General features: G+C 61.7%; 32 protein-coding genes and 1 tRNA gene. 20 read left to right on the top strand and 13 right to left on the bottom strand.

Annotation, left to right across the window (positions count from 1 at the left end):
• Positions 1–405: 405 nt before the first annotated feature.
• Positions 406–1,002 carry a hypothetical protein gene (locus ABIC03_RS16935; protein WP_354059297.1) on the bottom strand — a complete coding sequence of 199 codons (597 nt, stop codon included), beginning with the start codon at positions 1,000–1,002 and terminating at the stop codon, positions 406–408.
• Positions 1,002–1,280 (bottom strand): DUF6074 family protein, encoded by a 279-nt coding sequence (locus ABIC03_RS16930; protein WP_354059295.1) that lies wholly within the window; start codon positions 1,278–1,280, stop codon positions 1,002–1,004. Before ABIC03_RS16930 ends, ABIC03_RS16935 begins: the two co-directional genes overlap by 1 nt.
• Positions 1,281–1,320: 40 nt before the next feature.
• On the opposite strand from ABIC03_RS16930, the gene ABIC03_RS16925 reads away from it, so the two are divergent.
• Together ABIC03_RS16925 and ABIC03_RS16920 are read left to right on the top strand one after the other, a co-directional pair.
• Positions 1,321–1,409 (top strand) — tRNA-Lys (locus ABIC03_RS16925).
• 1,373 nt (positions 1,410–2,782) lie between these two features.
• Positions 2,783–2,998 (top strand): hypothetical protein, encoded by a 216-nt coding sequence (locus tag ABIC03_RS16920; protein WP_275171140.1) that lies wholly within the window; start codon positions 2,783–2,785, stop codon positions 2,996–2,998.
• Positions 2,999–3,087: 89 nt separating this feature from the next.
• Here the strand turns inward: ABIC03_RS16920 and ABIC03_RS16915 are convergent, their stop codons facing one another.
• Complete coding sequence (locus tag ABIC03_RS16915; protein WP_275171141.1) at positions 3,088–3,273, bottom strand: hypothetical protein; 186 nt, start codon at positions 3,271–3,273, stop codon at positions 3,088–3,090.
• A 202-nt stretch (positions 3,274–3,475) separates the two neighbouring features.
• Here ABIC03_RS16915 and ABIC03_RS16910 point away from each other — a divergent pair, with 202 nt between their 5' ends.
• The 5 genes from ABIC03_RS16910 to ABIC03_RS16890 all read left to right on the top strand — a co-directional run bounded on the left by ABIC03_RS16910 (position 3,476) and on the right by ABIC03_RS16890 (position 5,806).
• Positions 3,476–3,832: a hypothetical protein gene (locus ABIC03_RS16910; RefSeq protein WP_275171142.1), complete on the top strand. Its 357-nt coding sequence runs from the start codon at positions 3,476–3,478 to the stop codon at positions 3,830–3,832.
• A gap of 111 nt (positions 3,833–3,943) precedes the next feature.
• Positions 3,944–4,327 carry a hypothetical protein gene (locus tag ABIC03_RS16905; RefSeq protein ID WP_354059292.1) on the top strand — a complete coding sequence of 128 codons (384 nt, stop codon included), beginning with the start codon at positions 3,944–3,946 and terminating at the stop codon, positions 4,325–4,327.
• A gap of 48 nt (positions 4,328–4,375) precedes the next feature.
• Positions 4,376–4,567, top strand: coding sequence for a hypothetical protein (locus ABIC03_RS16900; RefSeq protein ID WP_084777559.1), 192 nt, complete (start codon positions 4,376–4,378; stop codon positions 4,565–4,567).
• 69 nt (positions 4,568–4,636) lie between these two features.
• Positions 4,637–4,819: a hypothetical protein gene (locus tag ABIC03_RS16895; RefSeq protein WP_354059290.1), complete on the top strand. Its 183-nt coding sequence runs from the start codon at positions 4,637–4,639 to the stop codon at positions 4,817–4,819.
• An 828-nt stretch (positions 4,820–5,647) separates the two neighbouring features.
• Entirely contained in the window at positions 5,648–5,806 is a 159-nt protein-coding gene (locus tag ABIC03_RS16890) for a hypothetical protein (RefSeq protein WP_354059288.1), read from the top strand.
• 427 nt (positions 5,807–6,233) lie between these two features.
• On the opposite strand, the gene ABIC03_RS16885 is transcribed toward ABIC03_RS16890, so the two are convergent.
• Entirely contained in the window at positions 6,234–6,830 is a 597-nt protein-coding gene (locus ABIC03_RS16885; protein WP_354059286.1) for a hypothetical protein, read from the bottom strand.
• Positions 6,831–6,867: 37 nt separating this feature from the next.
• Complete coding sequence (locus ABIC03_RS16880; RefSeq protein ID WP_354059284.1) at positions 6,868–7,731, bottom strand: DUF6056 family protein; 864 nt, start codon at positions 7,729–7,731, stop codon at positions 6,868–6,870.
• Between the two features lie 224 nt (positions 7,732–7,955).
• Here ABIC03_RS16880 and ABIC03_RS16875 point away from each other — a divergent pair, with 224 nt between their 5' ends.
• Entirely contained in the window at positions 7,956–9,029 is a 1,074-nt protein-coding gene (locus ABIC03_RS16875; RefSeq protein ID WP_354059282.1) for an acyltransferase family protein, read from the top strand.
• Between the two features lie 144 nt (positions 9,030–9,173).
• Here the strand turns inward: ABIC03_RS16875 and ABIC03_RS16870 are convergent, their stop codons facing one another.
• Both ABIC03_RS16870 and ABIC03_RS16865 read right to left on the bottom strand, forming a co-directional pair.
• Positions 9,174–9,380, bottom strand: a complete 207-nt coding sequence (locus ABIC03_RS16870) for a hypothetical protein (protein WP_275171148.1) — start codon at positions 9,378–9,380, stop codon at positions 9,174–9,176.
• A gap of 176 nt (positions 9,381–9,556) precedes the next feature.
• The gene (locus ABIC03_RS16865) at positions 9,557–10,219 is read right to left on the bottom strand and encodes a hypothetical protein (protein WP_275171149.1); all 663 of its coding nucleotides are present in this window, start codon (positions 10,217–10,219) and stop codon (positions 9,557–9,559) included.
• A gap of 487 nt (positions 10,220–10,706) precedes the next feature.
• Here ABIC03_RS16865 and ABIC03_RS16860 point away from each other — a divergent pair, with 487 nt between their 5' ends.
• The 4 genes from ABIC03_RS16860 to ABIC03_RS16845 all read left to right on the top strand — a co-directional run bounded on the left by ABIC03_RS16860 (position 10,707) and on the right by ABIC03_RS16845 (position 12,197).
• Positions 10,707–10,877 carry a hypothetical protein gene (locus ABIC03_RS16860; protein WP_007590796.1) on the top strand — a complete coding sequence of 57 codons (171 nt, stop codon included), beginning with the start codon at positions 10,707–10,709 and terminating at the stop codon, positions 10,875–10,877.
• A 320-nt stretch (positions 10,878–11,197) separates the two neighbouring features.
• A complete protein-coding gene (locus ABIC03_RS16855; RefSeq protein WP_007590794.1) occupies positions 11,198–11,440 on the top strand; it encodes a hypothetical protein in 243 nt (80 codons plus the stop codon).
• A 122-nt stretch (positions 11,441–11,562) separates the two neighbouring features.
• Complete coding sequence (locus tag ABIC03_RS16850; RefSeq protein WP_354059279.1) at positions 11,563–11,802, top strand: hypothetical protein; 240 nt, start codon at positions 11,563–11,565, stop codon at positions 11,800–11,802.
• Positions 11,803–11,906: 104 nt separating this feature from the next.
• On the top strand, positions 11,907–12,197 hold the full coding sequence (locus ABIC03_RS16845; RefSeq protein ID WP_354059277.1) for a hypothetical protein: 291 nt from the start codon (positions 11,907–11,909) through the stop codon (positions 12,195–12,197).
• 1 nt (position 12,198) lies between these two features.
• Here the strand turns inward: ABIC03_RS16845 and ABIC03_RS16840 are convergent, their stop codons facing one another.
• Together ABIC03_RS16840 and ABIC03_RS16835 are read right to left on the bottom strand one after the other, a co-directional pair.
• Positions 12,199–12,585: an NUDIX hydrolase gene (locus tag ABIC03_RS16840; protein ID WP_027518066.1), complete on the bottom strand. Its 387-nt coding sequence runs from the start codon at positions 12,583–12,585 to the stop codon at positions 12,199–12,201.
• Between the two features lie 144 nt (positions 12,586–12,729).
• Positions 12,730–13,839, bottom strand: a complete 1,110-nt coding sequence (locus ABIC03_RS16835; RefSeq protein ID WP_354059275.1) for an AI-2E family transporter — start codon at positions 13,837–13,839, stop codon at positions 12,730–12,732.
• A 513-nt stretch (positions 13,840–14,352) separates the two neighbouring features.
• Here ABIC03_RS16835 and ABIC03_RS16830 point away from each other — a divergent pair.
• From ABIC03_RS16830 to ABIC03_RS16820, 3 genes are all read left to right on the top strand, one after another.
• On the top strand, positions 14,353–14,580 hold the full coding sequence (locus ABIC03_RS16830; RefSeq protein WP_007610605.1) for a hypothetical protein: 228 nt from the start codon (positions 14,353–14,355) through the stop codon (positions 14,578–14,580).
• A gap of 118 nt (positions 14,581–14,698) precedes the next feature.
• Complete coding sequence (locus ABIC03_RS16825) at positions 14,699–16,747, top strand: acetoacetate--CoA ligase (protein ID WP_354059273.1); 2,049 nt, start codon at positions 14,699–14,701, stop codon at positions 16,745–16,747.
• Between the two features lie 92 nt (positions 16,748–16,839).
• On the top strand, positions 16,840–17,142 hold the full coding sequence (locus tag ABIC03_RS16820; RefSeq protein WP_354059271.1) for a hypothetical protein: 303 nt from the start codon (positions 16,840–16,842) through the stop codon (positions 17,140–17,142).
• 3 nt (positions 17,143–17,145) lie between these two features.
• On the opposite strand, the gene ABIC03_RS16815 is transcribed toward ABIC03_RS16820, so the two are convergent.
• The gene (locus tag ABIC03_RS16815; RefSeq protein WP_007610615.1) at positions 17,146–17,382 is read right to left on the bottom strand and encodes a hypothetical protein; all 237 of its coding nucleotides are present in this window, start codon (positions 17,380–17,382) and stop codon (positions 17,146–17,148) included.
• Between the two features lie 813 nt (positions 17,383–18,195).
• Between ABIC03_RS16815 and ABIC03_RS16810 the strand changes: the two genes are divergently transcribed.
• The 3 genes from ABIC03_RS16810 (at position 18,196) to ABIC03_RS16800 (ending at position 19,829) form a co-directional block, all read left to right on the top strand.
• Positions 18,196–18,783 carry a formyltransferase family protein gene (locus ABIC03_RS16810; protein ID WP_027567035.1) on the top strand — a complete coding sequence of 196 codons (588 nt, stop codon included), beginning with the start codon at positions 18,196–18,198 and terminating at the stop codon, positions 18,781–18,783.
• 211 nt (positions 18,784–18,994) lie between these two features.
• Positions 18,995–19,339: a hypothetical protein gene (locus ABIC03_RS16805; protein ID WP_007610621.1), complete on the top strand. Its 345-nt coding sequence runs from the start codon at positions 18,995–18,997 to the stop codon at positions 19,337–19,339.
• Positions 19,284–19,829, top strand: a complete 546-nt coding sequence (locus ABIC03_RS16800) for a hypothetical protein (protein WP_354059268.1) — start codon at positions 19,284–19,286, stop codon at positions 19,827–19,829. The genes ABIC03_RS16805 and ABIC03_RS16800 overlap by 56 nt, the downstream gene beginning before the upstream one ends.
• Positions 19,830–19,881: 52 nt before the next feature.
• On the opposite strand, the gene ABIC03_RS16795 is transcribed toward ABIC03_RS16800, so the two are convergent.
• On the bottom strand, positions 19,882–20,280 hold the full coding sequence (locus ABIC03_RS16795; RefSeq protein WP_354059266.1) for a RidA family protein: 399 nt from the start codon (positions 20,278–20,280) through the stop codon (positions 19,882–19,884).
• A gap of 151 nt (positions 20,281–20,431) precedes the next feature.
• On the opposite strand from ABIC03_RS16795, the gene ABIC03_RS16790 reads away from it, so the two are divergent.
• Together ABIC03_RS16790 and ABIC03_RS16785 are read left to right on the top strand one after the other, a co-directional pair.
• Positions 20,432–21,307 carry a DMT family transporter gene (locus ABIC03_RS16790; RefSeq protein WP_354059264.1) on the top strand — a complete coding sequence of 292 codons (876 nt, stop codon included), beginning with the start codon at positions 20,432–20,434 and terminating at the stop codon, positions 21,305–21,307.
• A 203-nt stretch (positions 21,308–21,510) separates the two neighbouring features.
• A complete protein-coding gene (locus tag ABIC03_RS16785) occupies positions 21,511–22,941 on the top strand; it encodes a caspase family protein (protein WP_354059262.1) in 1,431 nt (476 codons plus the stop codon).
• 74 nt (positions 22,942–23,015) lie between these two features.
• Here ABIC03_RS16785 and ABIC03_RS16780 read toward each other — a convergent pair whose 3' ends face one another.
• Positions 23,016–23,258 carry a BrnA antitoxin family protein gene (locus ABIC03_RS16780; RefSeq protein WP_354059260.1) on the bottom strand — a complete coding sequence of 81 codons (243 nt, stop codon included), beginning with the start codon at positions 23,256–23,258 and terminating at the stop codon, positions 23,016–23,018.
• A 3-nt stretch (positions 23,259–23,261) separates the two neighbouring features.
• The gene (cysK, locus tag ABIC03_RS16775) at positions 23,262–24,239 is read right to left on the bottom strand and encodes a cysteine synthase A (RefSeq protein ID WP_354059258.1); all 978 of its coding nucleotides are present in this window, start codon (positions 24,237–24,239) and stop codon (positions 23,262–23,264) included.
• Positions 24,240–24,438 lie beyond the last annotated feature (199 nt).

The following is a 24,438-nucleotide window of genomic DNA, read 5'->3' as shown; positions in this document are numbered from 1 at the left end:
GCCCTGCGCGTGACGGCGTCGAGCTCGGCGGTTGGCGGCTCGCTTGTTTGCCGGTTCGTGCTCCCTGGCTTCCGAAGTTCGCGTACTGCAGCGAGTCGAGCCGCCGCCGGCGCGGAGCTGTCCGCCGCGATTTCTCGGAGAATTTGCTCAGGGTCGACCCCTGAGAGATCGACGCCCTTCAGGGCTTTTTTGCTCGCCGCCGCTCGGGTCGGCCGCCCGCGTTTGCGCTTGCCAGGCCGCTTCGTGGTCTTCGCCATATTTTCTGCTCCGTTGGATTTTCTGCGTTTTCGATTCCGCGCGCGCGTGGTGCGCCCGTGCGACCCATAGCGGTCGGCGCCCCTACGTTCGATCGGGAAATTGATGCCCCACCCCTCACCTCGCCCGACGGGGTCGCCGGTAGGCTGTTCAACCCACACCGCGCTTCCTCCCGGAGATATCGAGAGTAGTGTGGGTTTCCCCACCATGGCCTGTAGTGTGGGGTTCCCCACTATGGACTGGTTGTTTTCGGTGGGGGTTTTCCACCCTGAAACTTGGTATTTTCCCACACTGGGATTTTGTTTTTTTGGGCCGCTTGGCTGCTCGAGCACATCTGGCGATCTCGGCCGCCTCCTCGATCGACTGGATCCGCCGCCACTCGTTAGTGCCGTACCCTCGTTCACCCTTGCTAGGTCGATAGGTCAATCTGAACAGGTTCGGCTGCCGCCACTCCGCGTTGCCAGCCCTGCCCTCCTGGGTGATCTCCGTGAACCCCAGGCCGATCGCTTCTTGAATGGCCGGCCTAATCGCCTGCCGGTCGATCCCGTACTCTTGGAACTGATCGTACGTGACTGGTAACCGACCGTTTTGCTGCGGCTGCCCGCCGTGATGGGCGAGTTCGATTTCGAGGCGATCTAAGACCCGACGTCCGGACAGGCTCAGGACACGCCAGGCAGGCGACTCCAGCATCTCGATGGTCCGAGGAGCAAACTGCCCCTCGATGCTTCTGCGGCGTTCCCTTGCCATCAGCGACTGCCTCCAGGCGCGTCCATCACGGTGCGCCAGAGTGCCGTTCGGATGGCAGTTTCCATGCACCGCGCCTCACGGAGGATTAACTCCTCGCCAATGCCTTTGCGCCGCATTGCATCGACCTGGATCTGGACCTGATGGCGGACGTGGCGCTCGCCAGCGTCAGCATTGAGTTCTGCTGCGCGCATCGCTTGGCGCTCGATAAAGGCCCTCCGGTGGATGTAGGGGAAAGGCACGATTCTGGCGGTGGTCACCGCTTGGCTTCGTTCCGACACGACCAAATTCTCCTTTCGGTTCAATGTGCGCCCGAAAAGGGGGAATATCGGAATGGCGATTGAGACTGCTGCCGCTACCGCAGACTTTTAATCACGGGGTCCTGGGTTCGAGCCCCAGCGCGCTCACCAAGCAAAATCAAGCGCCTAGCCGAGAAAACAAACCTCCTACCCTCCTCCCGAAAATCTCATGTGCACACACCATGCACACGGGAGAGCAGCTTTGACAGCGCTCGTGGGGCTCATCCGTCGGATGGTGCGGGGTCGTGTGCGAACTCGCGAGCAGATGGAGCAAGTCTGCCGTGAATGGGCTGAGAGGATTCAGCACGAGCCGAGTCGAGCTGCGCTTCTGGAAGTTGCCGAGAACTATCGCAAGGCCACCTGCTAGGACAGAGCCCAAGTTATCGTCCGTGCAACAATGCTCCCTAAAAAGTACAGCCAAGCCGCCATGGAAAAAAGGATACCGAACCCGAAAGTTAGGGCGATGGCTATGTCCGTCAATCTGGCCTTTGATGATGTTTCCGGCGCTGCCTCGCCGATCTGTTCCAAAGCATTCATTACGCCACCCCCGCGCGATCGGGAAAAAGCGGCAACCGGGAGGAAAGCAGTTCGTTCCTAAAGCAGTTGAGTAATCACGGGTAACGCCTCGGTGAATGAAACCATTCGCCGCTTCCGCGAAGCACTGACGAAACATTGGGGGCTCAGTCTCCCCTCGCTCACGAGGGGATCTCAAAATGATCGTATTCAACACCTTTGCAGTCGTTCTTGGTGCCGGCGTCCTTTTCACGATGTACTCCGGTGACCTGGGCACGGACGTGGTTCTCGCCATCGCCGCCTGCTTTGCATAAGGCCCGCCGGCGTGAATCTCGTCCATACGAGAGGCCGCCCACTGAGGCGGCCTTACCTTCCTCCCGTCACGACACGAAAACGACGGGCCGCCAGTTTGTCAGGCGGCACGCGAACCGGATTGAACTTTGTATCGTTCCGCTGAGCGCGCTTGCAGTGGGGGCAGACGAAAAGGTGGGCGATGATCTCTTCCTCTTTGCCGCGGACTAGCTCCGAGCGAAACCATCTCATGGTGACGCGGCAATTCGGACACTCCGGGGGTTCAAGTTGCTCCATTGCTTTCTTTAGTAGGTCCATGCCACGCCCCCTGTTCGGGAAACAGTAGCAAAGCGTATCCGAGCGCGACGTATCAAACGATACAAAGGGGCGATCCTGAACGCGAAAACTTCTGACTCCAAAATAACAATTGTTGTGGCTGGAACATAGGCGACCGGGAAAACTAGGCAAGCGGGTGAGCCTGCCGATTGTGAAATAGATCATATTGCGAGCCAGAGATGCCGCGATACGATCATCGCACCGGGGCTGGCTGCATATTTCACTAAGACCTTTTTCACTCGGCTTTTTTGACAATGAGGCCGCAGCAGCTCCCTGCTGCGGCCTTCGTGTTCACGGCGCTTAGTACCAATGAGTTCGGCGTTCTGTGCCATGGAGAAGGTATTGTGTCCAAAGAGAAAAATTGCTTGATCGTTCGTGCTGCCGGAAGACAGCTGGATCTTTTGCGCGGCGAAGCCTCCCGCATCGCGAAAGGCAGTAACGTCGATTGGTGGATCGATCAGGCGGAGATCGGCACTCGCTTCTGCTTCGAAGATGCAAAGGCAAAAGAGTCATTCGCTCTCGCTTGTGACAACTTCGGTATTCCCTGCCAAGACGCCTAGCCCCCGCTTTGGCAACTGACGAGTAGGCCCACCAGCGTGAACCGGCGGCCCTGTGGCACGGGCATTGCTCATATCTAGTTGGCTGGGGATTAAGAGGACCCAGTTTGGTACAGGGCGCCGCCGGGACGCTTCATTTCGAGCCCGGCGGCGTATCTTTCTGGAACATCAAAGGCGATGCAGCGCTTGCTGAGCAGAGCAAGGTACATACTGGCCCTTAGGGCGTAGCGGGTCAGCCGCAACCGGTAGCGCATGAGCAGGAGCTGGATCAGGCGCATGGAGGCTCCCCATGCCAAGCGGCTCGGTAGTTGCGCTCCAGCTTGTCCAACATTTCGGACAAGTGAAACACGGCAAAGCACAGCTCTGTCCGCTCGCTGGACCCGTGAAACTGCTCACAGGCGATTGCGTAGCCGGTACGGCCTTGGGCCGGAACGATCGTCCGGCCGGACGATTGCTTCCTCTTTGAGTAGGAGTTGCGTCATGCGTCATGCGCCGTCGATTGTGCCGCTGGATCGTCTCGACCGGGACATTTACCTGGTGCTGGAAGACTTCGGCGCACGCGCCGGCTGCTCCTGGCGCGAGACCGACGAGCAGGACACCGACGTCGAGACCATCATCCGCGACCTGCTCTCCGGGCAGTACGCCTATCCGGTCCGTATTGTCGCCTTCAACGCGATCGAGGGCCGATCTCGCGATGCCACCAGCGAGATCGCAGATGAGCTTGCCGAGCGTGTCACGAGTAGCGAGATCACGCCGGCCTTGCAGGCCTTCGTCCAAGCAAATGCTTCCCGACCTTTTGCTGTACAACTGGCGCTGCCTCTACGGGGAGCCGCCTGACATCAAATCTGTGATCGTGATGTTGCGTGGCAACGCAGTGACGGTGCACGACAGGCACAGTCGTCGGAAGTTCGCGCTTCCCCTTGGCTTTATTTTCTGGTACCAAATAAAATGAAACCAGCAAAAAAGATTCGTACCCAAAAACATCGCGGCCGCCCCGCTACTGGTCAGGGCGTCCAGATCGGCACGCGCTGGCCGGAATCGACTGTCGCTCAGATCGACGCATGGGCGTCGTGGCAGGAAGACACTCCGGCTCGCTCTGAATCCATTCGTCGGCTGGTCACGATTGGCTTGGGCAAACCCGCCCCGGCCGTCGCGGTCACGTCGGCCGCCAAGGCCTCCTCCGAGCGGGCTCGGGAAATGGCGGGTAAGGCGATCGACAAGCTCAAAGACAACAAAGCGAGCCCGGATGACCAGGCCAGCCGCAAGGGGCGGCTCGTCAAGGGGCCCGAGGGATTCCAGAACGTTCGACGCGACCGGCCAAATCGAAAATAAATTGACCGGCGACCGCTTGGTCAATCTCGGCCTGAAGGCAATAAGCAAATGATCAAACCCAAACGGTCGGCCGAGCAACAAGTCGCGGACGAAGCCAATCGAAAGACCCTCAATCCGATAGGATCGAGACAGACCATAGCGGACAGTCAAGCCACTCCGGAGTTTCAGGAGAACCTCAAACGCCTGAAGTCCGAGCGGCTGGAGCGTGAGGCTAGACTGAATCCGAAGCGCAAGGTCTGATTCGAGCTCATCGACCTTTCGCCTCGCCTGATTGGGCCGGTCAGGCGAACGGGCCGCGTTGGATGGAGGGTGCAGAAGGTCATGGGAATGTTGAAGCGACGGTGGATGATCTTCCTGCTGGTTTCCGTGGTGCTTGTTTGCTCGATCTATGCAAGCGCTCGGTACTATCTCAGCAAATGTCATGGCATGGATGCGTGCGCGGCCGCCGAAGCCGAGAACCATGAGCGTGATAAGCCAGCCGAGCCACAATAGTTTTCGGGTGAAAAGCCGGCTGCAAAGGCGGCGCCTGGGCCGCGGCGGTACAAGGTCGACGGTCACTCGGCCGGGGTGAAACCTCAGCTATTCACATCGGGTTCATGCGTTCCAAGTCACTCTGCGATCTCTGGAGGCTTCCGATGATTATGACCGTTCTTGCAGCCGCATTGATGATGGGACCGGCCACGTCCGATACGGGCCCCCGACCTTCCATCCAGCAGATCCAATATGGTATCCCCAGACACCCGCCCCCGTGCGGTCACGGCTGGGATCTGAGTTCGCGCGACGGGCTTTGCTATCCGAATGGCGCTCTGCCACCAGAGGAGCAAGCCGGGCGCCGGCCCTACTACTATCGAGGCGATGGAGGATACGGCTATCCCCGCTACGGCTCCGGCAGATACCCGGTGCCCTGCGGCGGCGACGGCGTCGATCTCGACGTTCGAGACGGCCAATGCTACCCAACGGGAACAGTGCCCCGGCGCTTTCAGAACAGGCCGCATTATTACTACCGGTATTGAGCCATGGCGTGGCCCGCCAGTGTGAACCGGAGCGCAGATTAAGGTTGGTCCATCTTGCGTCGGAGCTACTCGACGACTGCTCGTTGTTCCTCGACCCCACACACCCGCACCACCTGGTTTGCTTCCGCCCCACTGAGCGCGTGCGCCCGACGGATACCGAACCCGAGTCGCGGCCGGTCCAACGTCGAGGGTGCTAATCCACCGTTTTACAACATGGGGAAAACTGCCTGCAGGTCAGCGCGCCTGCATTTTTCGAATCGCCCGTGCGTGCTCGCTGCCTGAGCGTGTTCTGGTTGTGGAGGGGCGCGTGAGCCAGTTTTTGTCCGTGCTGCTGCTGGCGACCGCCATGACTCTGACCCTGTGCTTGGGGGTGGCAGCGTGGCGCCAATCGGCAGTGAAAGACGTCGATATCACTGCCACCATTGCTCATCAGGAAAACGGCTGGCGAGCCAGGCCGACGAACTGAACGTTTTAGCCGGCAACCGTGATCAACGTAGAATGGTGGTGACTCCTCCGCTAGACATGGTGGCGGGCGATGCGATCATCGAGGTCCTGGTTGACTCCCGGGTTCACCCACGGCCGAAGACCGACACGCCGCCTGCACCCTTGCCAAACTCAGGATAGGCCTGCCAGCGTGAACCGGCGGGCCCAATTGCTGCGTGAGCAAGTCAGGATTTAATCGTCTCGGTGCCTCTAATCGTGCCTCAACCGCAGCTTTCACACGTTGCTCTATGGATCGCGCAAAATCGGTGAGGCCCACGAATTGAGCACCTACCAGAACATCCCGAGATCGTCACCCCAGCCATCGGTGATCACCCACTCGTCATGCAGGCTGGGGAGCTTGTATCTCAGATCCTTAAGTGAAGCCCAGAAGCCGTGGGTCACGCTGTCGCCTACTCAGCGCGATGCACGCTAAGCGTACCGGCGGGCCCCGCTACGATGCTCTCCTTTTGGTAGAAGCTCGCGATGCAGTCGTTCGGAAGTCGGCTGGGGTCATTGGTCACATCGCTGTTCATCAACGTCGTTGGGTGAACCGTGTGCTGCGCCACCACCAGCCGTTGCTCAGCTGACAGGGTCAGACGCGCATGACGCTCCATGCTCTCAAGCCAAAAGACACCGAAGCTGTCTCGCTCCGACCGAATTTGCGTGCCGACTTTGCTGTAGTTCAACGCTACTGCCAAGCTGGCGCCGAATATCAAAGGCACAGCAATACCCATGACCGATGGAGGCAAAGGTGAGGCGGCGAGGAGCTTCGAAATTCGGTCTCGATGCGATCGGGCAAAAAGTGTGGCGCTCATGGTCAGACTAAATAGCACGAATGCCAGCACCTCATTCTGCGCCCTCTCCACAAGACGATTCCCGGTCGCATATTGGTGCACGAAATATCCGAAATAGGCGCCGCCTATACCAATGAACGCAACTCCTACGGCCAAGAACTTTCTGTTTCTCGAATCCACGTATTTCGGCTGCGGCAATGCGGTGGTGACCAACGCTACAAACAAAAGCCACGTGCCCGTCGCGGGCTCTCTAAACAGGCGACCTAAGCCGATCAAGCCGAAAAGAAACGCCTCCCTTCAGTGAGTTCGAAAAATCACCCGCCATCGGAAACTGACTCATGCGCACGGAATTGCCAGGCGCCGAGACTACGACGGCGAGACCAGTGAGGATCGCGAGACCAATCCACGAATGTGCAGCGACCTGGAGGCGTTGCGTAAATAACCAGCGAGCCAGTAGCGAGCAGGAGATCATGCCTATCAGCCAAGCCGCCGTGAACTCATTGCACATAGCCGCGACCAAACCACCGAATGCCATCATCGCCGTCGATGCGCGCGAGAGATTTACTCCATTTTCCGTGGCATTTATGAGTTCAGCAAACATCAAGAGGACGATCGCCGCAGCAACGGTGTAACAAGCGACACCTGGCAACCAGTAGAACATTTGCTGCAGGCTCGGAGCCTCGCTCCCGAGCACAGCCGCGAAGGCCAGCCCGAGCGCAATCTGCTGCAAGATGGTTGTGTCAGGCTGAATCCGTCGCGCGAGAAATATCATCGACACCACAAAGGTGACCATGAAAGCAACCATGATCAGCACGTAGCAGATGAAAAGATCTATGCCTGTCAAGGTGCGGAGGACAGCAGGAAGCTGCATCAGCAGCAACGGCGTGATACGCCCTATCGCGCTGTGGTAGAATACGGAGACCGTTCCGACGAGGCCGTATTGGTTGTTCGTATAAAAGAAGCAAAAATCGTCGGACTCTGGGATCGAATATAGCGCCAAGCTTAGTAGCTTCAGGATGAACGCGCCCGCTACAACAACGACAATGGTCCACGCAGCCAGTTGCAAACGCGCACATCGAGCATCGGCGTATGCAAAATTGACGTTGGTGTGCATGCATTGTTCTTTGAAAGAAATCGCACTTCTGGTTGTTCAATGACGCATGACAGCGCCTAAAGGTTGAGCTGTCAATAAGGGCGTACACTCTTACACAGTGCATGAGCCGCGTTGCCACGCCTAGCCGTGCATGCAGGCGGGGCCGGCCGCGTTTGCTGCTGGAGCGGGTATTGCTCAAAACTACTCGCAGTGATACACGCGCATCCTGAGATTGAGGAAGGCCAATGGATTCCAAGTTGCCTGGCATTCAGGTTGGTCGCGCGATCGCCGCGATCTCAGTGTTCTATTTTCATTCCTACATCGGCCTGACGTATTTTGATAAGGTAAGCCTCCACACCTTCGACTGGCTGGCCGTGCAGGGCGGATCTGGGGTAGATTTGTTCTTCGCGATTTCTGGGTTCATCGTCTGCTATGTGGCGGCACGGCCCGACTTCACAACCGGCTCTTTCCTGTTAAAGCGGTTCTTCCGCATCTATCCACTGAACGCGCTTGTCACGCTGATTGTGGCCGCCATCTGTTTTGCCAACATCCGGATATCTGACGATACCAGCTTCTCGCATATCATTTGGTCCATCCTGATCCTGCCGCAGAAAGCACCGGTCAACTCCGTCGGATGGACTTTGGAATACGAGGTGGCGTTCTACCTTGTTGCAGCCATCCTTCTGCCGCGCGGCGGGCCGGCGGTCCTTCTTGCCTACTGCGCCGCCTCTTACGAGCTATACTATCTGGTGCTGCCGGAAAGCCCGTTTATCCTGCGCTTTGTCACTGAACATCACGCGGCTTTCGGCGCCGGCGTATTGGCGTTCATGATTATCACCCGACTCCCTGTGTTGCCTATCATGGCAAGATGGTTGTTGTCGGCGGCGCTTGCGGCAGCCGGTGTAGCGGTATTTCTATGGGCATACAATTTTTTCAACAGCCCGTTGATCAGGCCGGCTGCGTGCATGCTTGCCGTGATTGGCGCCGCTCTTTTGCCGTCTGCCCCGAGATGGGCCGTGCGCTTGGGAGATATCTCATATGGATTCTATTTATTGCATTGGCCAGTGGTCTGCATTTCCTATTGGACGGCCGCTTCCATCGTTAAGCCAAACCCCGCGGCCGGTGAACTTTGGCGCTGGGGCTTGTTTCTCGTGGTGCTGGCATTGGCCAACCTCTCGTGGGTGTTTTTCGAGAAGCCTCTAAATCGTATGGCGCGCCGCCTAACAAATCGCACCGTAAACTCAGAAAACGGTGTCGGCGATTATGTAGCCAGTAGTCGCCGCACCGGAATTGTTCAGCGTGTTGGTGCAGCCGACTGACATGCCGATGCCGATGACGTTGACCTTGGCAATCGGACCACCTTGTCGCGTTAGCAACCGGACAAAGCCCCCCCCACACACACCGCGCCGCATCTGCGGATGAAGTCGCGGCCGCGAGCGAAGTCAGGAGACCGCGACGGCGGATTACACCACGCCGCCGAAGTCGATGCCTTCCTTGGCGAGCGCCTCAGCTTCCTCGGCGGACGCTGTCGGCTTCGTCTCGAGGTAGGGGAGCTCAGTTGCTGGCAGAATGGTGCGGATGTTCTGGCCGTCTGTCCGCGTGATGCGAGCAACCCACCGCTTGGGCTCGTGCTCAAACCGTTCGATATGGTACTGCTTGTACGTAATCATGGCTTTCGGACGCAACTGACGCTGACACAGGCTTTGTTGTATCCAACATAGCACCGCCGTCCAACAGTTTCTTAAAGCTAGGTTAAGACCCGCGCGCGTGGACCGCCGGATATCAGGCAAAAAAGCGGCCTCAGGGACACCCCCGAGGCCGAGAAGGCGATTTGCTCGATCTGACTTCAGCTCTCCGGGGCCGAAACTGGAGCAGGCACACTCAGCGGCGCACCCCCCACCGAAACCGGCCCTATATATTTCGGCTGCCGGGCGATCCGTTTGCGGATCGCTGCGGACAGTCCATAGCGCGCATGCGCTCTTCGAACGGAGGACGTGACGTCCGACATCATGGCATTTTGCAGCGAGTCGATCTTCGCAATCAGCGTGGACAGCTGCGAAGATACCTTCCTCACATCGACCCGTTCGTCCGTGATGCTCTGTCGCAGCGAAAGCAGCACCATCGAATCCGCCTGCAGCACAGCCGCGTTTTGTTGCAATGCCTGATTGCTCTCCTGCAGCGAAGCCGTGTGTTGCTGCTGGGTCGACTGAATATCCTTCAAGGCAGCGACAACCGGATCCGGCTTTGGCGCCGAAGCTTCTTGCCGCGGCAGCAGATCAGCCAGGCTGCTCAGATTCAGCGATGGCAAGCCGGACGGCCATGTGTAGATCGCCGCCGCGCCGTTGATGGCCAGGGCACACACCGATAGCGCCATGATCGACGTCCGGCTGGACCGCTTGATCGGTTCTGGAGCGTCCAAGATTTCGGGTTCGTGGGCCGCGATGGCCGCAGCAAGTGCTGCAGGGTCGAGCTGTTCGACAAGGCCTTGGCTTTCGAAAGTCGTGGTCATGGCATTGACCCCAATGAGCGAGCAACAGGAAGCCGTCGCCGGAACGTCCTCGCGACGGCTCCCTTACGCAGCACCCATCTACAACTGTCTAAAATTGTGAGCTTTTCAGCTTAATTCCACGTTAGCGGCCGCGGCCCGCTGCAGACTCCGCACCCCGGCCGACTACGGGGGTCTGTGCGACGGACATGACTCGCATGCCGGTGCAAGAGCTCCTCAGATCCCGGGACGCCGTCGTGGGCCTGATGCGGATTCTCCGAAGTTGGCAACTTACCCCCGTTTTGCCCGACGAGTCAACCGGCGTCTCCGCCGGATGCAAGACCGCTTTGTGCCAAAAAGAAAGCGTTGCGCCAGCGGGACTTAGCTACTGTGCATGGGGTTGTTTTCGCGTTTTTGACCGGCGCCTGCTCGTGCGCCGGGCCCCTGCCCCAAAAGCCGCGAGACAACCCGCTCAAAAAGTGTAGGATTCGACAAAACAGGGAGGAGCGGCATGTTTGAAATCAGCGGTTTCGACACGGCAGGAATCGTCAGCCTCAAGCGGCTGTCACTCACCGCCGCCCTCAAGAAGGCGAAGGAGCTTATCGCCGACGGGTGCTGGGGCGTTCAGGTGATTGGTCCAGGGGGCCAGGTCTACACCTCGTTCGAGGAGCAAGCCGCCTAGTCGCCCGCCTTCTGCATCAGCCTTCGGCATCATTCGGAAAGCACCGGACCGATCGCGCGTCGCGCGCTCTGCTGTTGCGGTGATCGACGTGAAAACCCCAGCGCCTGGTGGAGCGCCGGGGCGTTTTCAAAATATCAATTGGTCAAGCAATGAGGCCTTCGTAGCAGCGATCTCGACCATTGCTTGTGAACTGCTTCACACAGGCTTCGATCTTTCCACACCTTGACGACGCTCAACTGCCGCGCGCCGTGCCGTTGCCAATCAACTCGTTTGGGAGCACGCTCTCTCCAGGCGCGCAGACGCCGCTCAGGGAGAAAGCCATGAAGGACACGGGCCTGGATCATCGCCACCGCGACAAGGATGGCGCGATCAGCAAGAAGCACGGCAACACGCTGGTCGGTACGTTGCGCAAGATCTACGGCAAGGGTTTTGCTGCCGGTTATCCGGATACGACTGAACTCAGCGAGGTCTTGCACCAGCTGAACGAGACGTCGCTGAGCCAGTTGCGTCGAGATCACGACACCGGGCATCTCGGCCACAAGATCGACCACGTCCCGAAGTGACGGACCTCCCTCGTCCCAACTTCAGGTAGATGAATTCAACTTCGCTGCCGGTCGACTCGGCGAATTTGCCGTTTGAGCCCTCGCAGAGCGAGCGCTAGGATGAGCCTTTTACGGAGGCTCATTTGAAACAGTTCATTATCATCACCGCCGTTGCACTCGCCGTGACGGCTCCCGCCCGCTCGCAGGCGCTCGTCGATCCCAACAAGGTTGCTCCCGAATACCGCGAGGCGGCCGAGAAGCGGAGGGCCGAGCAGATGCGGCAGCGCGAATGCGCGCTGAAGGCGGACCTCGAGAAGGTGCTGCCCAGGGATCGCACCGTCTATCTCAACCATTGCCTGGACACGATAGCGGCGAAGCAATAGCGGCTGATCGAGCGGCATGAAGTCGCCGACGCGTTCAAGCTTTCTTCAGACAATTGGGGTCACCTGACGATCCATTTCCATCAGTCATTGTCGATCGACCGCGCATGAGTTTCGTCCAGATTCAGTGCACGCGCTGCAAGACCGTATTCCGCGACCGCGCGGGACGGTTGCAGGACGGCTATTTCAGGCAATGTCCGAGCTGCGAGGTGGTGCTGTTCTTCGCGGAGGATTCGCCGAACCCTCAGGTCAAGCAGGCCATGAAGCGCGCGCGCAAGGCCCGCAAGGAGCAGCGCGAAACCGAAATGGCCAGGGTATCCGCGCCGCAAGCGCGCGGCAATTTCTCGCGGGCCGTCGCCGGACGGATACAGCACTCGTCGGAGGACGACGAGGCCTAGCTCACCCGCGCTTCCGCGGAAACAGGCGGTCGCGGATATAGCGCGAGGTCGGCGTCAGGCGGATGCCGCGCGGCTTCTGCCAGACGGCGCGGTCGATCTCGTTCTTGTCGCCGATCGCGAGCCTGCCCTTGGCGCCCTTGGCGATGAAGATCGCGTCGCTCATCTTGCGGCCGGAGCGCTTGTTCCTGGCCGTCACTTCCTTCCAGAGGCTGATCCGGCCAAGCTTCAGCTTGGGCAGCTCCTCCTTGATCTCCCGCCGCAAGCAGTCCTTGTCCGACTCGCGCGCGCGCTTGCGGCCGCCCGGGAACATCCACAGGCCGTCCGACCGGCGTCTGACCAACAATACCTTGCCGCGCTTGGCGGCAACCAGTTTGGAAGACTTCGCCATGTCCGCCGTAATCGAAAAAAGAATCGAGCCCATGGTAACTTGTCTAGTTGGATAGACAAGTTCCGGATGGATCTTGATCTCACGGGCAAGGCCATCAGGTCTGATTGGACCCGGCAGGCCGATCCCGCCGTTCGAGGCGCCCGGTCAGCCCTCGCCCGCCGCTGGCCCCGCTCTTGACCCCGCCTCGGCCCGGTCCTCCGTCCTGATCCAGGCCATCATCATCTCCCAGGCCACCGACAGGATGATCGGGCCGATGAACAGGCCGACGATGCCGTGGGCGAGCGTGCCGCCGATCACGCCGACGAAGATAACGATGGTCGGCGTGGTCAGGCCGCGCCCCATCACCAGCGGCTTCAACATGGTGTCGAGGAAGCCGACGACGACGAGAAACACGGTGAGCAGCAGCGCGGTGGTGACGTCCTTGGCGGTCCAGATCCAGATGATCACCGGCAGCAGCACCAGGAAGGCGCCGATCTGCACGATCGAGAGCAGCAGCACGATGAAAGCGAGCAGGCCTGCGCTCGGCACCGCGGCAAGCTTGAAGCCGATGCCGGCGAGCAGTGCCTGCACGATCGCGACGCCGATCACGCCTTGCGCCACGGCGCGGATCGTCGCGCCGGCGAGCCCCAGAAAATGCTCGGTTTGTTCGGGCACGATGCGAAACAGGAAGCCGCGGCCGGCCGCGACCAGCCTCGGCCCGTGCGGAAACAGGAAGCCGGCCACGAACACCGAGACCAGGAACTGGAGCGTGCCGACGCCGGCGTCTCCCGCGAGCCCAAGCAACGGTCCCGCCAGCGGCTGGAGATACGGCGCTACCTCGCGCAGCACCGCGCGGATGTTGTTGTAGGCCTGCTCCCAGAGGTCGAATAGCCAGGGGCCAACGAGCGGCCACGACTTGAGCTGCTCCGGCGCCGACTGAAGCGCGAGGTCGCCGGTGCCGAGCTGGTGCGCCAGTTCGCGCACGCCATCCACTGCGCTGATTCCGAGCCAGGTCGCAGGACCGATGACGATCCCGAGCGTGATCAGGGTCAGGATCGCCGCCGCGGTCTTGGGCCGGCCGCCGAGGATCTTGGCGACCCAGCTGAAGGCCGGGTAGAACGCGACGGCGAGCACGCCGCTCCAGGCAAGGATCGGCACGAAGGGGCGGATGATCAGGAAAGTCCAGATGATCAAAAGGCCGAGCAGGCCGACGCGGATCACGAGCTGGATGATGTCCTCGCCGGTCAGGAGCTGACGCAGACTTTTCACGGGCACGGCTTTCCTTGCGGCATCGACGCGGGTTCCGGCACTTGCGCGGTCCAGCGTTATTGCCAGCCGCGCACCCGGCGTCAAGACGACGGGGCCGGCCCGAGCCGGCGATTAGGAACGCATCGGGCCATTCCGCATTCCGAGACGATGGCACGCCGTCCCAGAGAGCCTGGCGCACATGCGGGAATTCACCGCGGCATCCACTTTTCGCTGAAGCCAAACGCCGCACCGGGCTATTGGCGCTACGCCTATGCCGTCGGCGACAGAGCCCGCTCCGGGCGCGTGCAAGGCAGGCTGCCCTTGCTCGCCATCAGGCGCGTACAGATGCGCATCGACCGGGACATGCGGAGCATCCGGCCCGGCGATGCGGCGGCGCCGCGCGTCGAGCGCCGGCAAGGCCCGCAACCGACGGCTGGCTTGGCTAACAACGATTAACCGGATTTCGGCCGACCGGTTTACGCTGTTGCAAAGGCGGGCATCTACGCTTCCATCGAGGTCCCCCAAACCACTTTCGGTGCAATGGCCAATACCATCTGGACGATCGAAGAATTCACCTGCGCGGGTTGCAGCATGAACTACACCGCGACAAGGGAGGAGCACGCCGAAGCGCATTCCGGCAGCTTCAAGTGCAGCATCTGCAGCGGCGTGGTGCACACCTGGTCCGGCAAGCACCATTTCTTCGGTTGGGAAGCGGTGAAGACCAAGCCACCCGTGTTCGGAAGGCGCTGGGCCGGCGCGGGCTGGTAGACTGCTTCCAGCGGACCCAGACCCGCTACTCCCGTCAACGCTGCCTGCCCGAACTGCGGCTTCTGCTACTTTGCGGCACCGGTTAAACTCCCCGCCCCGCAACTGAAGCCGATACGCAATGACCGCAGCTTTCGTTCCCCAGATTGCCCTTTACCGCACCTGGCTCGCCGAACAGCGCGGCCTTACCTTCGCCAGCTACGAGGACATGCGGCAATGGTCGGTGCGCGATCTTGACGGCTTCTGGCGTAGCATCTGGGACTATTACGATCTGCAATCGCCGACGCCGTTTGCGGCCGTGATCACCGAACGCAAGATGCCCGGCGCGGTCTGGTTTCCCGGCGCCCAGGTCAACTATGCCCGGCAGGTATTCCGCCATGTAGACGCGGCCGACGCCGCCGGCTTGCCCGCAATCGTCAGCTGTGGCGAGGACGGCAGGCTTTGCGAGACGAGCTGGCCGGAGCTGCGGCGCAAGGCGGCTGCCCTCGCACTGCATCTGAAAGAAAAAGGCATCAAGCCCGGCGACCGCATCGCCGCCTATCTGCCCAACATCCCCGAGACCATCATCGCGTTCCTGGCGAGCGCCAGCATCGGCGCGATCTGGAGCGTCTGCGCGCCCGACATGGCCGCGCCCGCCGTGATCGACCGCTTCAAGCAGATCGAACCGAAAGTGCTGATCGCCTGCGACGCCGTCACCTATGCCGGCCGCCGGCACGATCGCAAGGATGTCCTCGCCGAACTGCAGCGATCGCTGCCGACGGTCGAACACGTCATCCTGCACAGCGAGGCCGCCGCGCCCGCAGCGGCGGACGCCCTGCTCTCCGACATCGTCGCAGCAACGGGCGCCGCGATCGACGCGTTCGAGCCGGCGTGGCTGCCGTTCGATCATCCGCTCTGGATCGTCTATTCCAGCGGCACCACCGGCCTGCCGAAGCCGATCGTTCACGGCCATGGCGGCATCGTCATCGTGGTGCTGGCACTGCTGGGATTGCACAACGATCTCGGCTGCTCCTACCACGAGAACTCGTTCGGCGAGCGCTATCACTGGTACTCTTCGACCGGCTGGATCATGTGGAACAGCCAGGTCGGCGGCCTGCTCAGCGGCACCACCTGCTGCATCTTCGATGGCAGCCCCGGCGGCACCAGGAACAAGCCGGATTGGACCACGCTGTGGCGCTTCGTCGCGCAATCGAAAGCGAGCTTCTTCGGTGCGGGCGCGGCGTTCTTCGCCAACTGCGCCAAGGCCGAGATCAATCTCGCAGCCGCCGGCGATCTCTCACAGCTTCGTTGTCTCGGCTCGACCGGCTCTCCGCTGAGCGCCGACACGCAAGGCTGGTTCAACAACCGCTTCGCCGCGCTCGCGAAGAGCAACGGCAGCAAGGCGCAGGCCGATATCTGGTGGGCCAACATCTCCGGCGGCACCGATTTCGCCGGCGCCTTCATTGGCGGCAATCGCGAACTGCCGCAGACGCCGGGCGCGATGCAGTGCCGTCTGCTGGGTGCCGCCGTCGAAGCCTTCGACGAACAGGGCCGCGCCGTCATCGGCGAGGTCGGCGAGCTCGTTTGCACCGAGCCGATGCCGTCGATGCCGCTCTATTTCTGGAACGACAAGGGCGGTGCGCGCTATCGCGCGAGCTATTTCGAAACCTATCCGGACAATTTCGACGGCAGCGGCCGCGGGCCGGTGTGGCGGCACGGCGACTGGCTCAAGGTCGACCCGGACGGCTCCTGCATCATCTATGGCCGCAGCGATGCCACCATCAACCGCCACGGCCTGCGCATGGGGACCAGCGAACTCTACTCCGCGATCGAGGCCTTGCCGGAGGTGCTGGATTCCCTCGTCGTCGATCTCGAATATCTCGGCCGTGACAGCTACATGCCGCTGTTCGTGGTGCTGCGCGACGGCGTCGCCTTCGACGGCGCGATGCAGGCGAAAATCAATAAGGCGGTCGAGGCCGGCCTCTCCCGCCGTTTCCTGCCCAACGAGATTTTTGCGGTCGCCGAAATTCCGCGCACGCTCTCGGGCAAGAAGCAGGAGCTGCCGATCAAGAAGCTGCTGCTCGGCCACCCGGTCGAGAAGGTCATCAACCGGGAGGCGATGGCCAATCCCGCCTGCCTCGACTGGTACCTCGCCTTCGCACGCGACTATCTGGCGCGGACCGGGACTTGAGGGGAGATCGCCCCAATTGCGCCGATGCCGTTTGGACTCCGTTCACCGATCGCCGCTAGAGCAGGATGGATCTTCCGCAACGAACGCGCGCCATGGCCGATCTCAACGCCGTCCTCACCAGGCTCAACGACCGTCTGCTCCGCCTCGAGGGCGAGCTGTTCGTGCTGCGCTCGCTGGCCCGCGCGACGCTGACGGCGGGCGATGACCATGCGGCGCGGATGCGCAAGCTGGTCGAGGCCGCAAAGGTCGCGCTCGACGACGAGGCCACGCGTCCCCTCGACAAGCCGACGCGCAAATATGTCGATGCGGCGACCGCGCTGGTCGAGGAATTGCTGGTCGAGCCGACCCCAGCGCGGCCGTTGTTCACCGTCATCGACGGCGGCCGGCGCGACTGAACGTCAAACTGGCCGGCCGTCGTCCGTCGCGGCGACATCGCCCGCCTTGAGCCGGCTGAGACCGGCTTCGATGATCGCGATCTCCTCGTCGATCTGGCCGATCGGCAGGCTGAAGTCGTAGCCGGACCTGCTCTTGAGATCGACCGCAAGCCGCTGTCTGTGCATCATCAGCTCGTCGAGGCCGCGCCGGTTCTTCAGCCGGACATAGACGTCGACGATCTGCTCAATCGCGCTCGGCATGAAATAGGTCCCGGCGAAAAAGCCCGCACGGCGCACCCACGCCGGCGGGACGATCTCGGTGTCGCGGTACGCAATACAAATCCGCGACGGATTCGTCGATACGCCAAGCTGGTTGAGATCATGTTACCGTCAGATGATTTCGTGATGGCCGAGCACGAAAAAGCCGCTGGCGATCCCGCCAGCGGCCAAATCCGGGTTCAAAAACGCATGCGGGTTGAAATGTCGCCAGCCCCGGTGGGTCCACCTTCTAACGCCAAATCCTGGATCTCTCTGTTAAGAACGAAACACAGGAACCGGCCTATCTCCACTTGCCGCCCGACCGTGTTGGCGCGGCCACGTTAGTCAGAAACGCAGAAATATTTGCGCGGCAGCCTGCGGTAGGCGCTGTAGCGGTAATGCGGCCGGTACGGTAGCCCCGATAGAGTGCCGGCGGCTCCTCGCCGTAATAGGCGCCGTGATAGAAGTTGATGACCGGCCCTTCCGCGCAGCGATAGGTGTCCCAGCTCGGGCCGATGAAGGGTGCCACCCCAACTTCGGGCGGAACCGCGGGATAAGGTGGTCCGCCGGCGCGCGCCGGATCGGTTGCGACCAGGGCCGCGAAGGACAAACCACGCGCTCCGCATGCGTTCGCTCCGAGCCGATGCCATGCGCGCATGGAAGCACCGGACCGGCCGACGCCGCAATCGCGGAATTCATCGCGCACCCCTCGCCCGGTGCATTGTTGATAACCGGCGCAAACCCGGCGCGGGTGGTGACAGGACGTCCGGACGTGTTATCGGGAGATGACGCAGTTGCGAGACGGATCGGACACTCATGCGCATTACCCTCGTCGGCTCCCGCCATTTCGGCGTGACCACCCTGAACATGCTCCGGGAGCACGGTGTCTCGATCGTGCGGGTCGTGGTGGCCGACGCCGAGGATCGTCTCGCCGCGACAGCCAAGGCGGCGGGCATCGAGGTCGTGGTTCAGGCCAATCCCAAGCTGGTGGTGGCCTCCGAGATCGCCCCCGATACCGATCTGATCGTCACCGCGCACAGCCACGCCCGGATCGGCAAGGACGCGCTCGAGGCGGCGAAGCTGGGCGGCATCGGCTATCATCCTTCGCTGCTGCCGCGCCACCGCGGCAAGGCGGCCGTGGAATGGACCATCAAGGAAGGCGACCCGATCGCCGGCGGCACGATCTATCACCTCGCCGACCGCATGGACGCCGGCGCCATCGCCGCCCAGGAGTGGTGCTTCGTCAAGAAGGGCGAGACGGCCCGGGAGCTGTGGGAGCGCGCGCTGGCCCCGCTCGGGCTCAAATTGCTGGCCGACGTGATCGATTACGCCAAGGTCCACAAGGCGCTACCGTCCAAGACCCAGGACGAGCAGTTCGCGACCTCAGCGCCAAGTCTTTCCTGAGACCTCTTTCCGAGCCCCTTTCCTGAGTCGATTTCCTGACGTTTACTCTTAACGTGAAGGGGCGTTGATTCTGCTTCGAAAATTGCAGCCGGAAACCCAAATAAACCATTGTTCCCACAGGAACAATTTTCAATTTGGCACCGCACCAAATTTCCGTCACATTTTGTCCGAATAAGCGTCAGCATATCAGACAGATTCAAGGACGGATTTTATGCGTTTTGCTCGCATTGCGGCGTTCTGTGCCGCTTCAGTTATCACCCTCGCCGCTCCCGCTTTCGCCCAGACTCCTTATGACGGCAACTGGCAGGTCACCATCGTCACCAAGAGCGGTTCTTGCGAGCCGACCGCCAGCTCCTTGCTGACGGTTGCCGACGGCAAGATCACTGCTCCCGGCGCTAACGTTTCCGGCACCATCGGCCGGGAGGGTCTTGTGAAAGTTTCGATCAATGGTGCATATGCCAACGGTCAACTCAGCGGCAACGCCGGATCGGGGAAGTGGAATGGAGCATCTGCAGGCATACCGTGCAGCGGGCGGTGGGAAGCATCGCGCCAATAGAAAAATCGTGACGAGTGGACTAAGCCGGCGGCTGCTGATCGCGGCCGCCGTTATGTTCGCGGCCGGAATTGCCAGCTCCGAGAGCAAGGCCCAGTCGGGCCCGTTCGCCCCGCTGGCGGGCAGCTGGAGCGGCTCAGGCACGGTCACCCTGGATGACGGTTCGACCGAGCGGATCCGCTGCCGGGCCAAATACGCTCCGATCGGACCGACCATGGAGTTGTCTCTGACCTGCGCCAGCGACGCCTACAAGTTCAACCTCGGCGCCAACGTCAAGGCTGAAGGCAGCGCCATCGCGGGCAGCTGGTCCGAGGCCAGCCGCAATATCAGCGGCTCCCTTTCGGGCCGTGGCGCCGGTGGAAACTATGAGCTGCTCGCCTCCACCGCCGGCTTCAACGCCAACATCTCGCTGAAGACGTCCGGCAACAAGCAGAACGTCACGATGCGCGCCGACAGCCAGTTCCGCGGCGCCAACATCTCGCTGTCGCGCTAAGCCGATACGAGTAGATATGCAATCGACCCGGCGATCTCGCCGGGTCGATTTTTTATGTGCCCGGCACGAACGCCGTGACCTCGATCTCGACCTTGGCCCGGTCGTCCACGAGACCGCCGACGTAGAGCAAGGTCGAGGGCGGGAAATTGCGGCCCAACGTTTCCTTCCAGGCCGCGCCGATGCCCGCCCCGGCGGTCTCATATTCGCTGCGGCTGGTCAGGTACCAGGTCAGGCGGACGATATGCTCGGGGCCGGCGCCGGCCTCGCCTAGGAGCGTGATGATCCGTTTCAGCGCGGTCCCGACCTGCGCGGCCATGTCAGGCGCGTAATTGCCGGTCTCGTCGCCGCCGGTCTGCCCGGCCAGCACCACCCAGCGACCCGGCCCCTCGACCACGACACCATGGGAAAAGCCGCGCGGTTTTTTCCACTCGGCCGGCTGCAAGATATGCATGAGCGAAGATCTCCCGATTTTTCTCGTTGTTCAGTGATGCCTTAGCACGCCGCCATGCATCGCTGCACCGGCAGATTTGGCCGTTGCAAACGGCGACGATGTCGCCGATACCGGCCCTCCCTCAGGACCCTCGCCTCCCAAACCTCCGCCCATGAACACGACACCGTCCAAAACGATGGCTGCCCTGTGGATGGCGGGCTGGCTGTCGCTGATGCTGGTCATGGCGGTCGCCGGGCGCGAGACCACGCGCGAGCTGAATGTATTTCAGATCATGGAGGTGCGTTCACTGATCGGCTTCCTGTTGCTTTCGCCGATCATCTATCGGGCCGGCAGCTTCAAGGTGCTCAGGACATCGCGCCTGCCGCAGCACGTCGGGCGCAATTTGGTGCACTATGTTGCGCAGCTCGGCTGGTTCTTCGCGCTGACGCTGATCCCGATCGGCCAAGTGGTGGCTATCGAGTTCACCATGCCAATCTGGACGGCGCTGCTCGCAGCGAGCCTCCTCTCCGAACGCATGACGCCGTGGAAGATCGCCGCCATCGCGCTTGGCCTTATCGGTGTGATCGTCATCGTCCGACCCGCCACCGGCGAAATCAATCCCGGTCAACTCATCGCACTAGGCGCCGCGATGGGCTTTGGTGTGTCCATGGTGCTGGTTAAATCGCTGACCCGCACCGAAAGTGCACTGTCGATCCTGTTCTGGATGCTGGTGGTGCAATCGGTCGCAGGCTTCATTCCGACGCTGTTCGTCTGGACGTGGCCCTCCGCCAATGTCTGGGCATGGGTCGGCGTGATCGGCGTCTGCGGCACGTTTTCGCATTACTGCCTCGCCAGTGCGATGCGCTATGCGGATGCGACCATCGTTGTTCCCATGGACTTCCTGCGGGTTCCATTGACCGCGACCGCTGGCTGGCTGCTGTATTCGGAGCGGCTTGACACCTGGACGGTGGTCGGCGCCGCGCTGATCCTGTTCGGCAATCTCCTAAATCTAAAACCAGCTCCGCCGGTTCCTGCTCCTGCACGCTGAACCTCGCGCCGCCTCGCGCGACAAAACCAAGTGGCCGTGTGATTTGGATCACGTTGGAGCGGCATTCCATCGTGCACATTCTGCCACACAGCAGCGGGTTGAACGCGACGAACTGCCGTTTTGGTGGCGCCAAGTCGGGCACTTCGTGTAAGTTCGTTGCCAATTTGTTGCTGCCTGCAATTCGATTCTGTTGGGGATTCCAGATGCGCACTCTCACCCTCCTTGCGTCGCTGATGTGCATGGCACTGTCGATCAGTGCCGCGAAGGCCGACCGCCGTGTTGCTTTCGTCGTGGGCAACGGCACCTACAAGAACGTCGCACAATTGCCGAACCCGCCGATCGACGCCAAGGCGATGGCGGCAACGCTGCGCAATGTCGGCTTCGAGGTGATCGAAGGTTCGAACCTCTCGCGCGACCAGATGACTGAGAAGCTGCTGGACTTCGGCCGCAAGGCACAGGGCTCCGATGTCGCAGTGTTCTATTATGCCGGTCACGGCATCGCGGTCGGCGGCTCCAACTATCTTCTGCCTGTCGACGCCGACATCAAGTCGGAGATGGACGTCAAGCTCGGTGCCGCCATCAACATCGATCTGACGCTCGAGCAGACCATGGGCGACGCCAAGGTCAAGCTGGTCTTCCTTGACGCCTGCCGCGACAATCCGTTCGCCGCCAAGATCAAGTCGAACTCCGCGACCCGCAGCGTCAACGTGCAGAGCGGTCTTGCCGAGATGAAATCCGGCGAAGGCACGCTGATCGCGTTCGCCACCGGCCCGGGCCAGACCGCGCTCGACGGTCAGGAGGGCAACAACAGCCCGTTCACCCGTGCGCTCATCGACAACATCACCAAGCCTGGCATCGAGATCCAGCAGGCGATGACGTCGGTACGCGCCCAGGTCAACGAGGAAACCCACAAGGGTCAGTTGCCCTGGGGCCACACCAATTTGATCGGCGCGGTCTATCTCAGCCAGGCTCCGACGACCCAGGTCGCCAATGCGGCACCGACTGCTGCTGGCAGCGTGCCGATGGCGACCGGCGGCAATTCGGACGGTGTCGAGCTCGAATACTGGCGCTCGGTCAAGGAGAGCAACAAGTCGGAAGAGCTCAACGCCTATCTCTCCGCCTATCCGAACGGCCAGTTCAAGGCGCTGGCGCTGGCACGTCTCGCGGCCATCAAGAGCGGCCCCTCGACCGCGACGCGTACCCTCACCGCTGGCGTCGATCCCGCGACCTTCACCGATGAGGCCAGCCAGCTTACCGAGGACCAGATCGGCCTCGACAAGAACCAGCGCCGCGACGTTCAGCGTCGCCTCGGCGGGCTCGGCTTCGACAACAAACAGACGGGCGTGTTCGGCGACGAGACCCGGTCGGTGCTCAAGCGCTGGCAGGCGGCGCGCGGCTATCCCGCGTCAGGTTACCTGAACAAGCTCCAGCACAAGGCTCTGCTTTCGGAGATCGTGGCCGGCCCGCCGACCGCGAGCGACAACAGCCAGAAGGCAGCCCGCCGGGCCGCCGCCCCCGCGGCCAGCAGCGCGCCCGCACCGGCTCCCCATCGCAGCAGCGGCGGCGATCCTGCCGGAGCGGCCTTCGTCGGCGGTGTCGTCGGCGGCATGATGGGCGGCATGTTCCGCCGCTGAGGCGAGGCCAATCGCAAATATAAAAGCCCGGCTCGCGCCGGGCTTTTTCGTTGCGAGTCGCCCAACATCGGCGCCTACTTCCCCGCGGCTTTCCGCAGCGCCTCGTTGATGCGGTCCTGCCAGCCGGGGCCGTCGGCCTGGAAATGCTCCAGCACGTCCTGGTCGATCCGCAGCGTGACCTGCTCCTTGATCCCCGGTGTGACGTTCTGCTTTGGCGGCGCCGCGGCGACCTTCGCCGTCACCTTCTTGAACGCCGCCTCGGCCTCCGTTCTGGCATCGCCCAACGTCCGCGGCCGCCTCGGTGGTTGATCCGCCATGTCCTAAATTCCCTCAAACAGAGCCGTCGAAAGATACCGCTCGGAGAACGACGGCACTATAGCCAGGATCGTCTTTCCCGCAGCTTCCGGCCGCTTGCCGATCTCGAGGGCCGCGGCGATCGCGGCACCCGAGGAGATGCCGCCCGGAATGCCCTCATGCCGCGCCAAGGCCCGCGAGGTCTCGATTGCGGTCGTCGAACTGATCTTCGCGATCTCGTCGATCACCGAGCGGTCGAGGATGTCAGGGACGAAGCCCGCACCGATGCCTTGGATCTTGTGCGGCGTGTGCTGGCCGCCCGACAGCACCGGACTTTCCTCGGGCTCGACCGCGACCACGCGCAGCGTGGGCTTGCGCGGCTTCAGCACCTGGCCGACGCCGGTGATGGTGCCGCCGGTGCCGACGCCGGCGACGAAGAAGTCGATGTTGCCACCGGTGTCGTTCCAGATCTCCTCTGCAGTGGTGCGGCGGTGCACCTCGGGATTGGCGAGATTCTTGAACTGCTGCGGCATCACCGAATTCGGCGTCGTCTTCAACAGCTCTTCGGCCGTCGCGATCGCGCCCTTCATGCCTTGCGCGGCCGGTGTCAGCACCAGCTCCGCGCCCAGAAAAGCCAGCATCTTGCGGCGTTCGATCGACATCGACTCCGGCATGACCAGCTTGAGCCGATAGCCGCGCGACGCCGCGACGAAGGCCAGCGCGATGCCGGTATTGCCGGAGGTGGGTTCGATCAGCACGGTGTCGGGCTTGACGATGCCGGCCTTCTCCATGGCGATGATCATGGCCGCGCCGATGCGATCCTTCACGCTTGCGGCGGGATTGAAATATTCAAGCTTGGCCAAAATGGTCGCGTTCACGCCGTGCATGCCCGGCAGCCGGCGCAAGCGCACGATCGGCGTGTCGCCAAAAGCATCGACGATCGAGTCGTAGATCCGGCCGCGGCCGGGCTGGTGCGCTGCACCCGTGGTGGACGATGCGTCCATGATCAACTCCCTGTGGCGACGATTTGCGCTTCTGTTGCAGCTCTTGCGCAGTTACAGACAGCCTGCGGCGACACGCAAGCGGCATGGCGGTACATGTTAAATACGCTGCATCGCAAAATCGCGTGAGCTGCAATTATCAGAAAACCAACGCATTTGTGTTGCGACCTCGTCAACTGATTCTGCTTATGTTAGACTTAGG

This window comes from Bradyrhizobium sp. RT6a, from assembly GCF_040547675.1.
GTDB lineage: Bacteria > Pseudomonadota > Alphaproteobacteria > Rhizobiales > Xanthobacteraceae > Bradyrhizobium.
Note: the sequence above shows the minus strand (reverse complement) of the source record. Positions and strands in the feature narration are given on the sequence as shown.

Bases quoted from the DNA above. Each gene is read 5' to 3' on its own strand.
- ABIC03_RS16810 (WP_027567035.1), top strand. From the start codon at position 18,196: ATGCGCATTACCCTCGTCGGCTCCCGCCATTTCGGCGTGACCACCCTG.
- ABIC03_RS16830 (WP_007610605.1), top strand. From the start codon at position 14,353: ATGGCCAATACCATCTGGACGATCGAAGAATTCACCTGCGCGGGTTGC.
- ABIC03_RS16855 (WP_007590794.1), top strand. From the start codon at position 11,198: ATGAAGGACACGGGCCTGGATCATCGCCACCGCGACAAGGATGGCGCG.
- ABIC03_RS16910 (WP_275171142.1), top strand. From the start codon at position 3,476: ATGCGTCATGCGCCGTCGATTGTGCCGCTGGATCGTCTCGACCGGGAC.
- ABIC03_RS16815 (WP_007610615.1), bottom strand. From the start codon at position 17,382: ATGCCGAGCGCGATTGAGCAGATCGTCGACGTCTATGTCCGGCTGAAG.
- ABIC03_RS16840 (WP_027518066.1), bottom strand. From the start codon at position 12,585: ATGGCGAAGTCTTCCAAACTGGTTGCCGCCAAGCGCGGCAAGGTATTG.
- ABIC03_RS16935 (WP_354059297.1), bottom strand. From the start codon at position 1,002: ATGGCAAGGGAACGCCGCAGAAGCATCGAGGGGCAGTTTGCTCCTCGG.
- ABIC03_RS16780 (WP_354059260.1), bottom strand. From the start codon at position 23,258: ATGGCGGATCAACCACCGAGGCGGCCGCGGACGTTGGGCGATGCCAGA.
- ABIC03_RS16905 (WP_354059292.1), top strand. From the start codon at position 3,944: ATGAAACCAGCAAAAAAGATTCGTACCCAAAAACATCGCGGCCGCCCC.
- cysK (WP_354059258.1), bottom strand. From the start codon at position 24,239: ATGGACGCATCGTCCACCACGGGTGCAGCGCACCAGCCCGGCCGCGGC.
- ABIC03_RS16805 (WP_007610621.1), top strand. From the start codon at position 18,995: ATGCGTTTTGCTCGCATTGCGGCGTTCTGTGCCGCTTCAGTTATCACC.
- ABIC03_RS16820 (WP_354059271.1), top strand. From the start codon at position 16,840: ATGGCCGATCTCAACGCCGTCCTCACCAGGCTCAACGACCGTCTGCTC.
- ABIC03_RS16795 (WP_354059266.1), bottom strand. From the start codon at position 20,280: ATGCATATCTTGCAGCCGGCCGAGTGGAAAAAACCGCGCGGCTTTTCC.
- ABIC03_RS16825 (WP_354059273.1), top strand. From the start codon at position 14,699: ATGACCGCAGCTTTCGTTCCCCAGATTGCCCTTTACCGCACCTGGCTC.
- ABIC03_RS16875 (WP_354059282.1), top strand. From the start codon at position 7,956: ATGGATTCCAAGTTGCCTGGCATTCAGGTTGGTCGCGCGATCGCCGCG.
- ABIC03_RS16915 (WP_275171141.1), bottom strand. From the start codon at position 3,273: ATGCGCCTGATCCAGCTCCTGCTCATGCGCTACCGGTTGCGGCTGACC.
- ABIC03_RS16845 (WP_354059277.1), top strand. From the start codon at position 11,907: ATGAGTTTCGTCCAGATTCAGTGCACGCGCTGCAAGACCGTATTCCGC.
- ABIC03_RS16900 (WP_084777559.1), top strand. From the start codon at position 4,376: ATGATCAAACCCAAACGGTCGGCCGAGCAACAAGTCGCGGACGAAGCC.
- ABIC03_RS16800 (WP_354059268.1), top strand. From the start codon at position 19,284: ATGGAGCATCTGCAGGCATACCGTGCAGCGGGCGGTGGGAAGCATCGC.
- ABIC03_RS16790 (WP_354059264.1), top strand. From the start codon at position 20,432: ATGAACACGACACCGTCCAAAACGATGGCTGCCCTGTGGATGGCGGGC.
- ABIC03_RS16880 (WP_354059284.1), bottom strand. From the start codon at position 7,731: ATGCACACCAACGTCAATTTTGCATACGCCGATGCTCGATGTGCGCGT.
- ABIC03_RS16870 (WP_275171148.1), bottom strand. From the start codon at position 9,380: ATGATTACGTACAAGCAGTACCATATCGAACGGTTTGAGCACGAGCCC.
- ABIC03_RS16785 (WP_354059262.1), top strand. From the start codon at position 21,511: ATGCGCACTCTCACCCTCCTTGCGTCGCTGATGTGCATGGCACTGTCG.
- ABIC03_RS16860 (WP_007590796.1), top strand. From the start codon at position 10,707: ATGTTTGAAATCAGCGGTTTCGACACGGCAGGAATCGTCAGCCTCAAG.
- ABIC03_RS16865 (WP_275171149.1), bottom strand. From the start codon at position 10,219: ATGACCACGACTTTCGAAAGCCAAGGCCTTGTCGAACAGCTCGACCCT.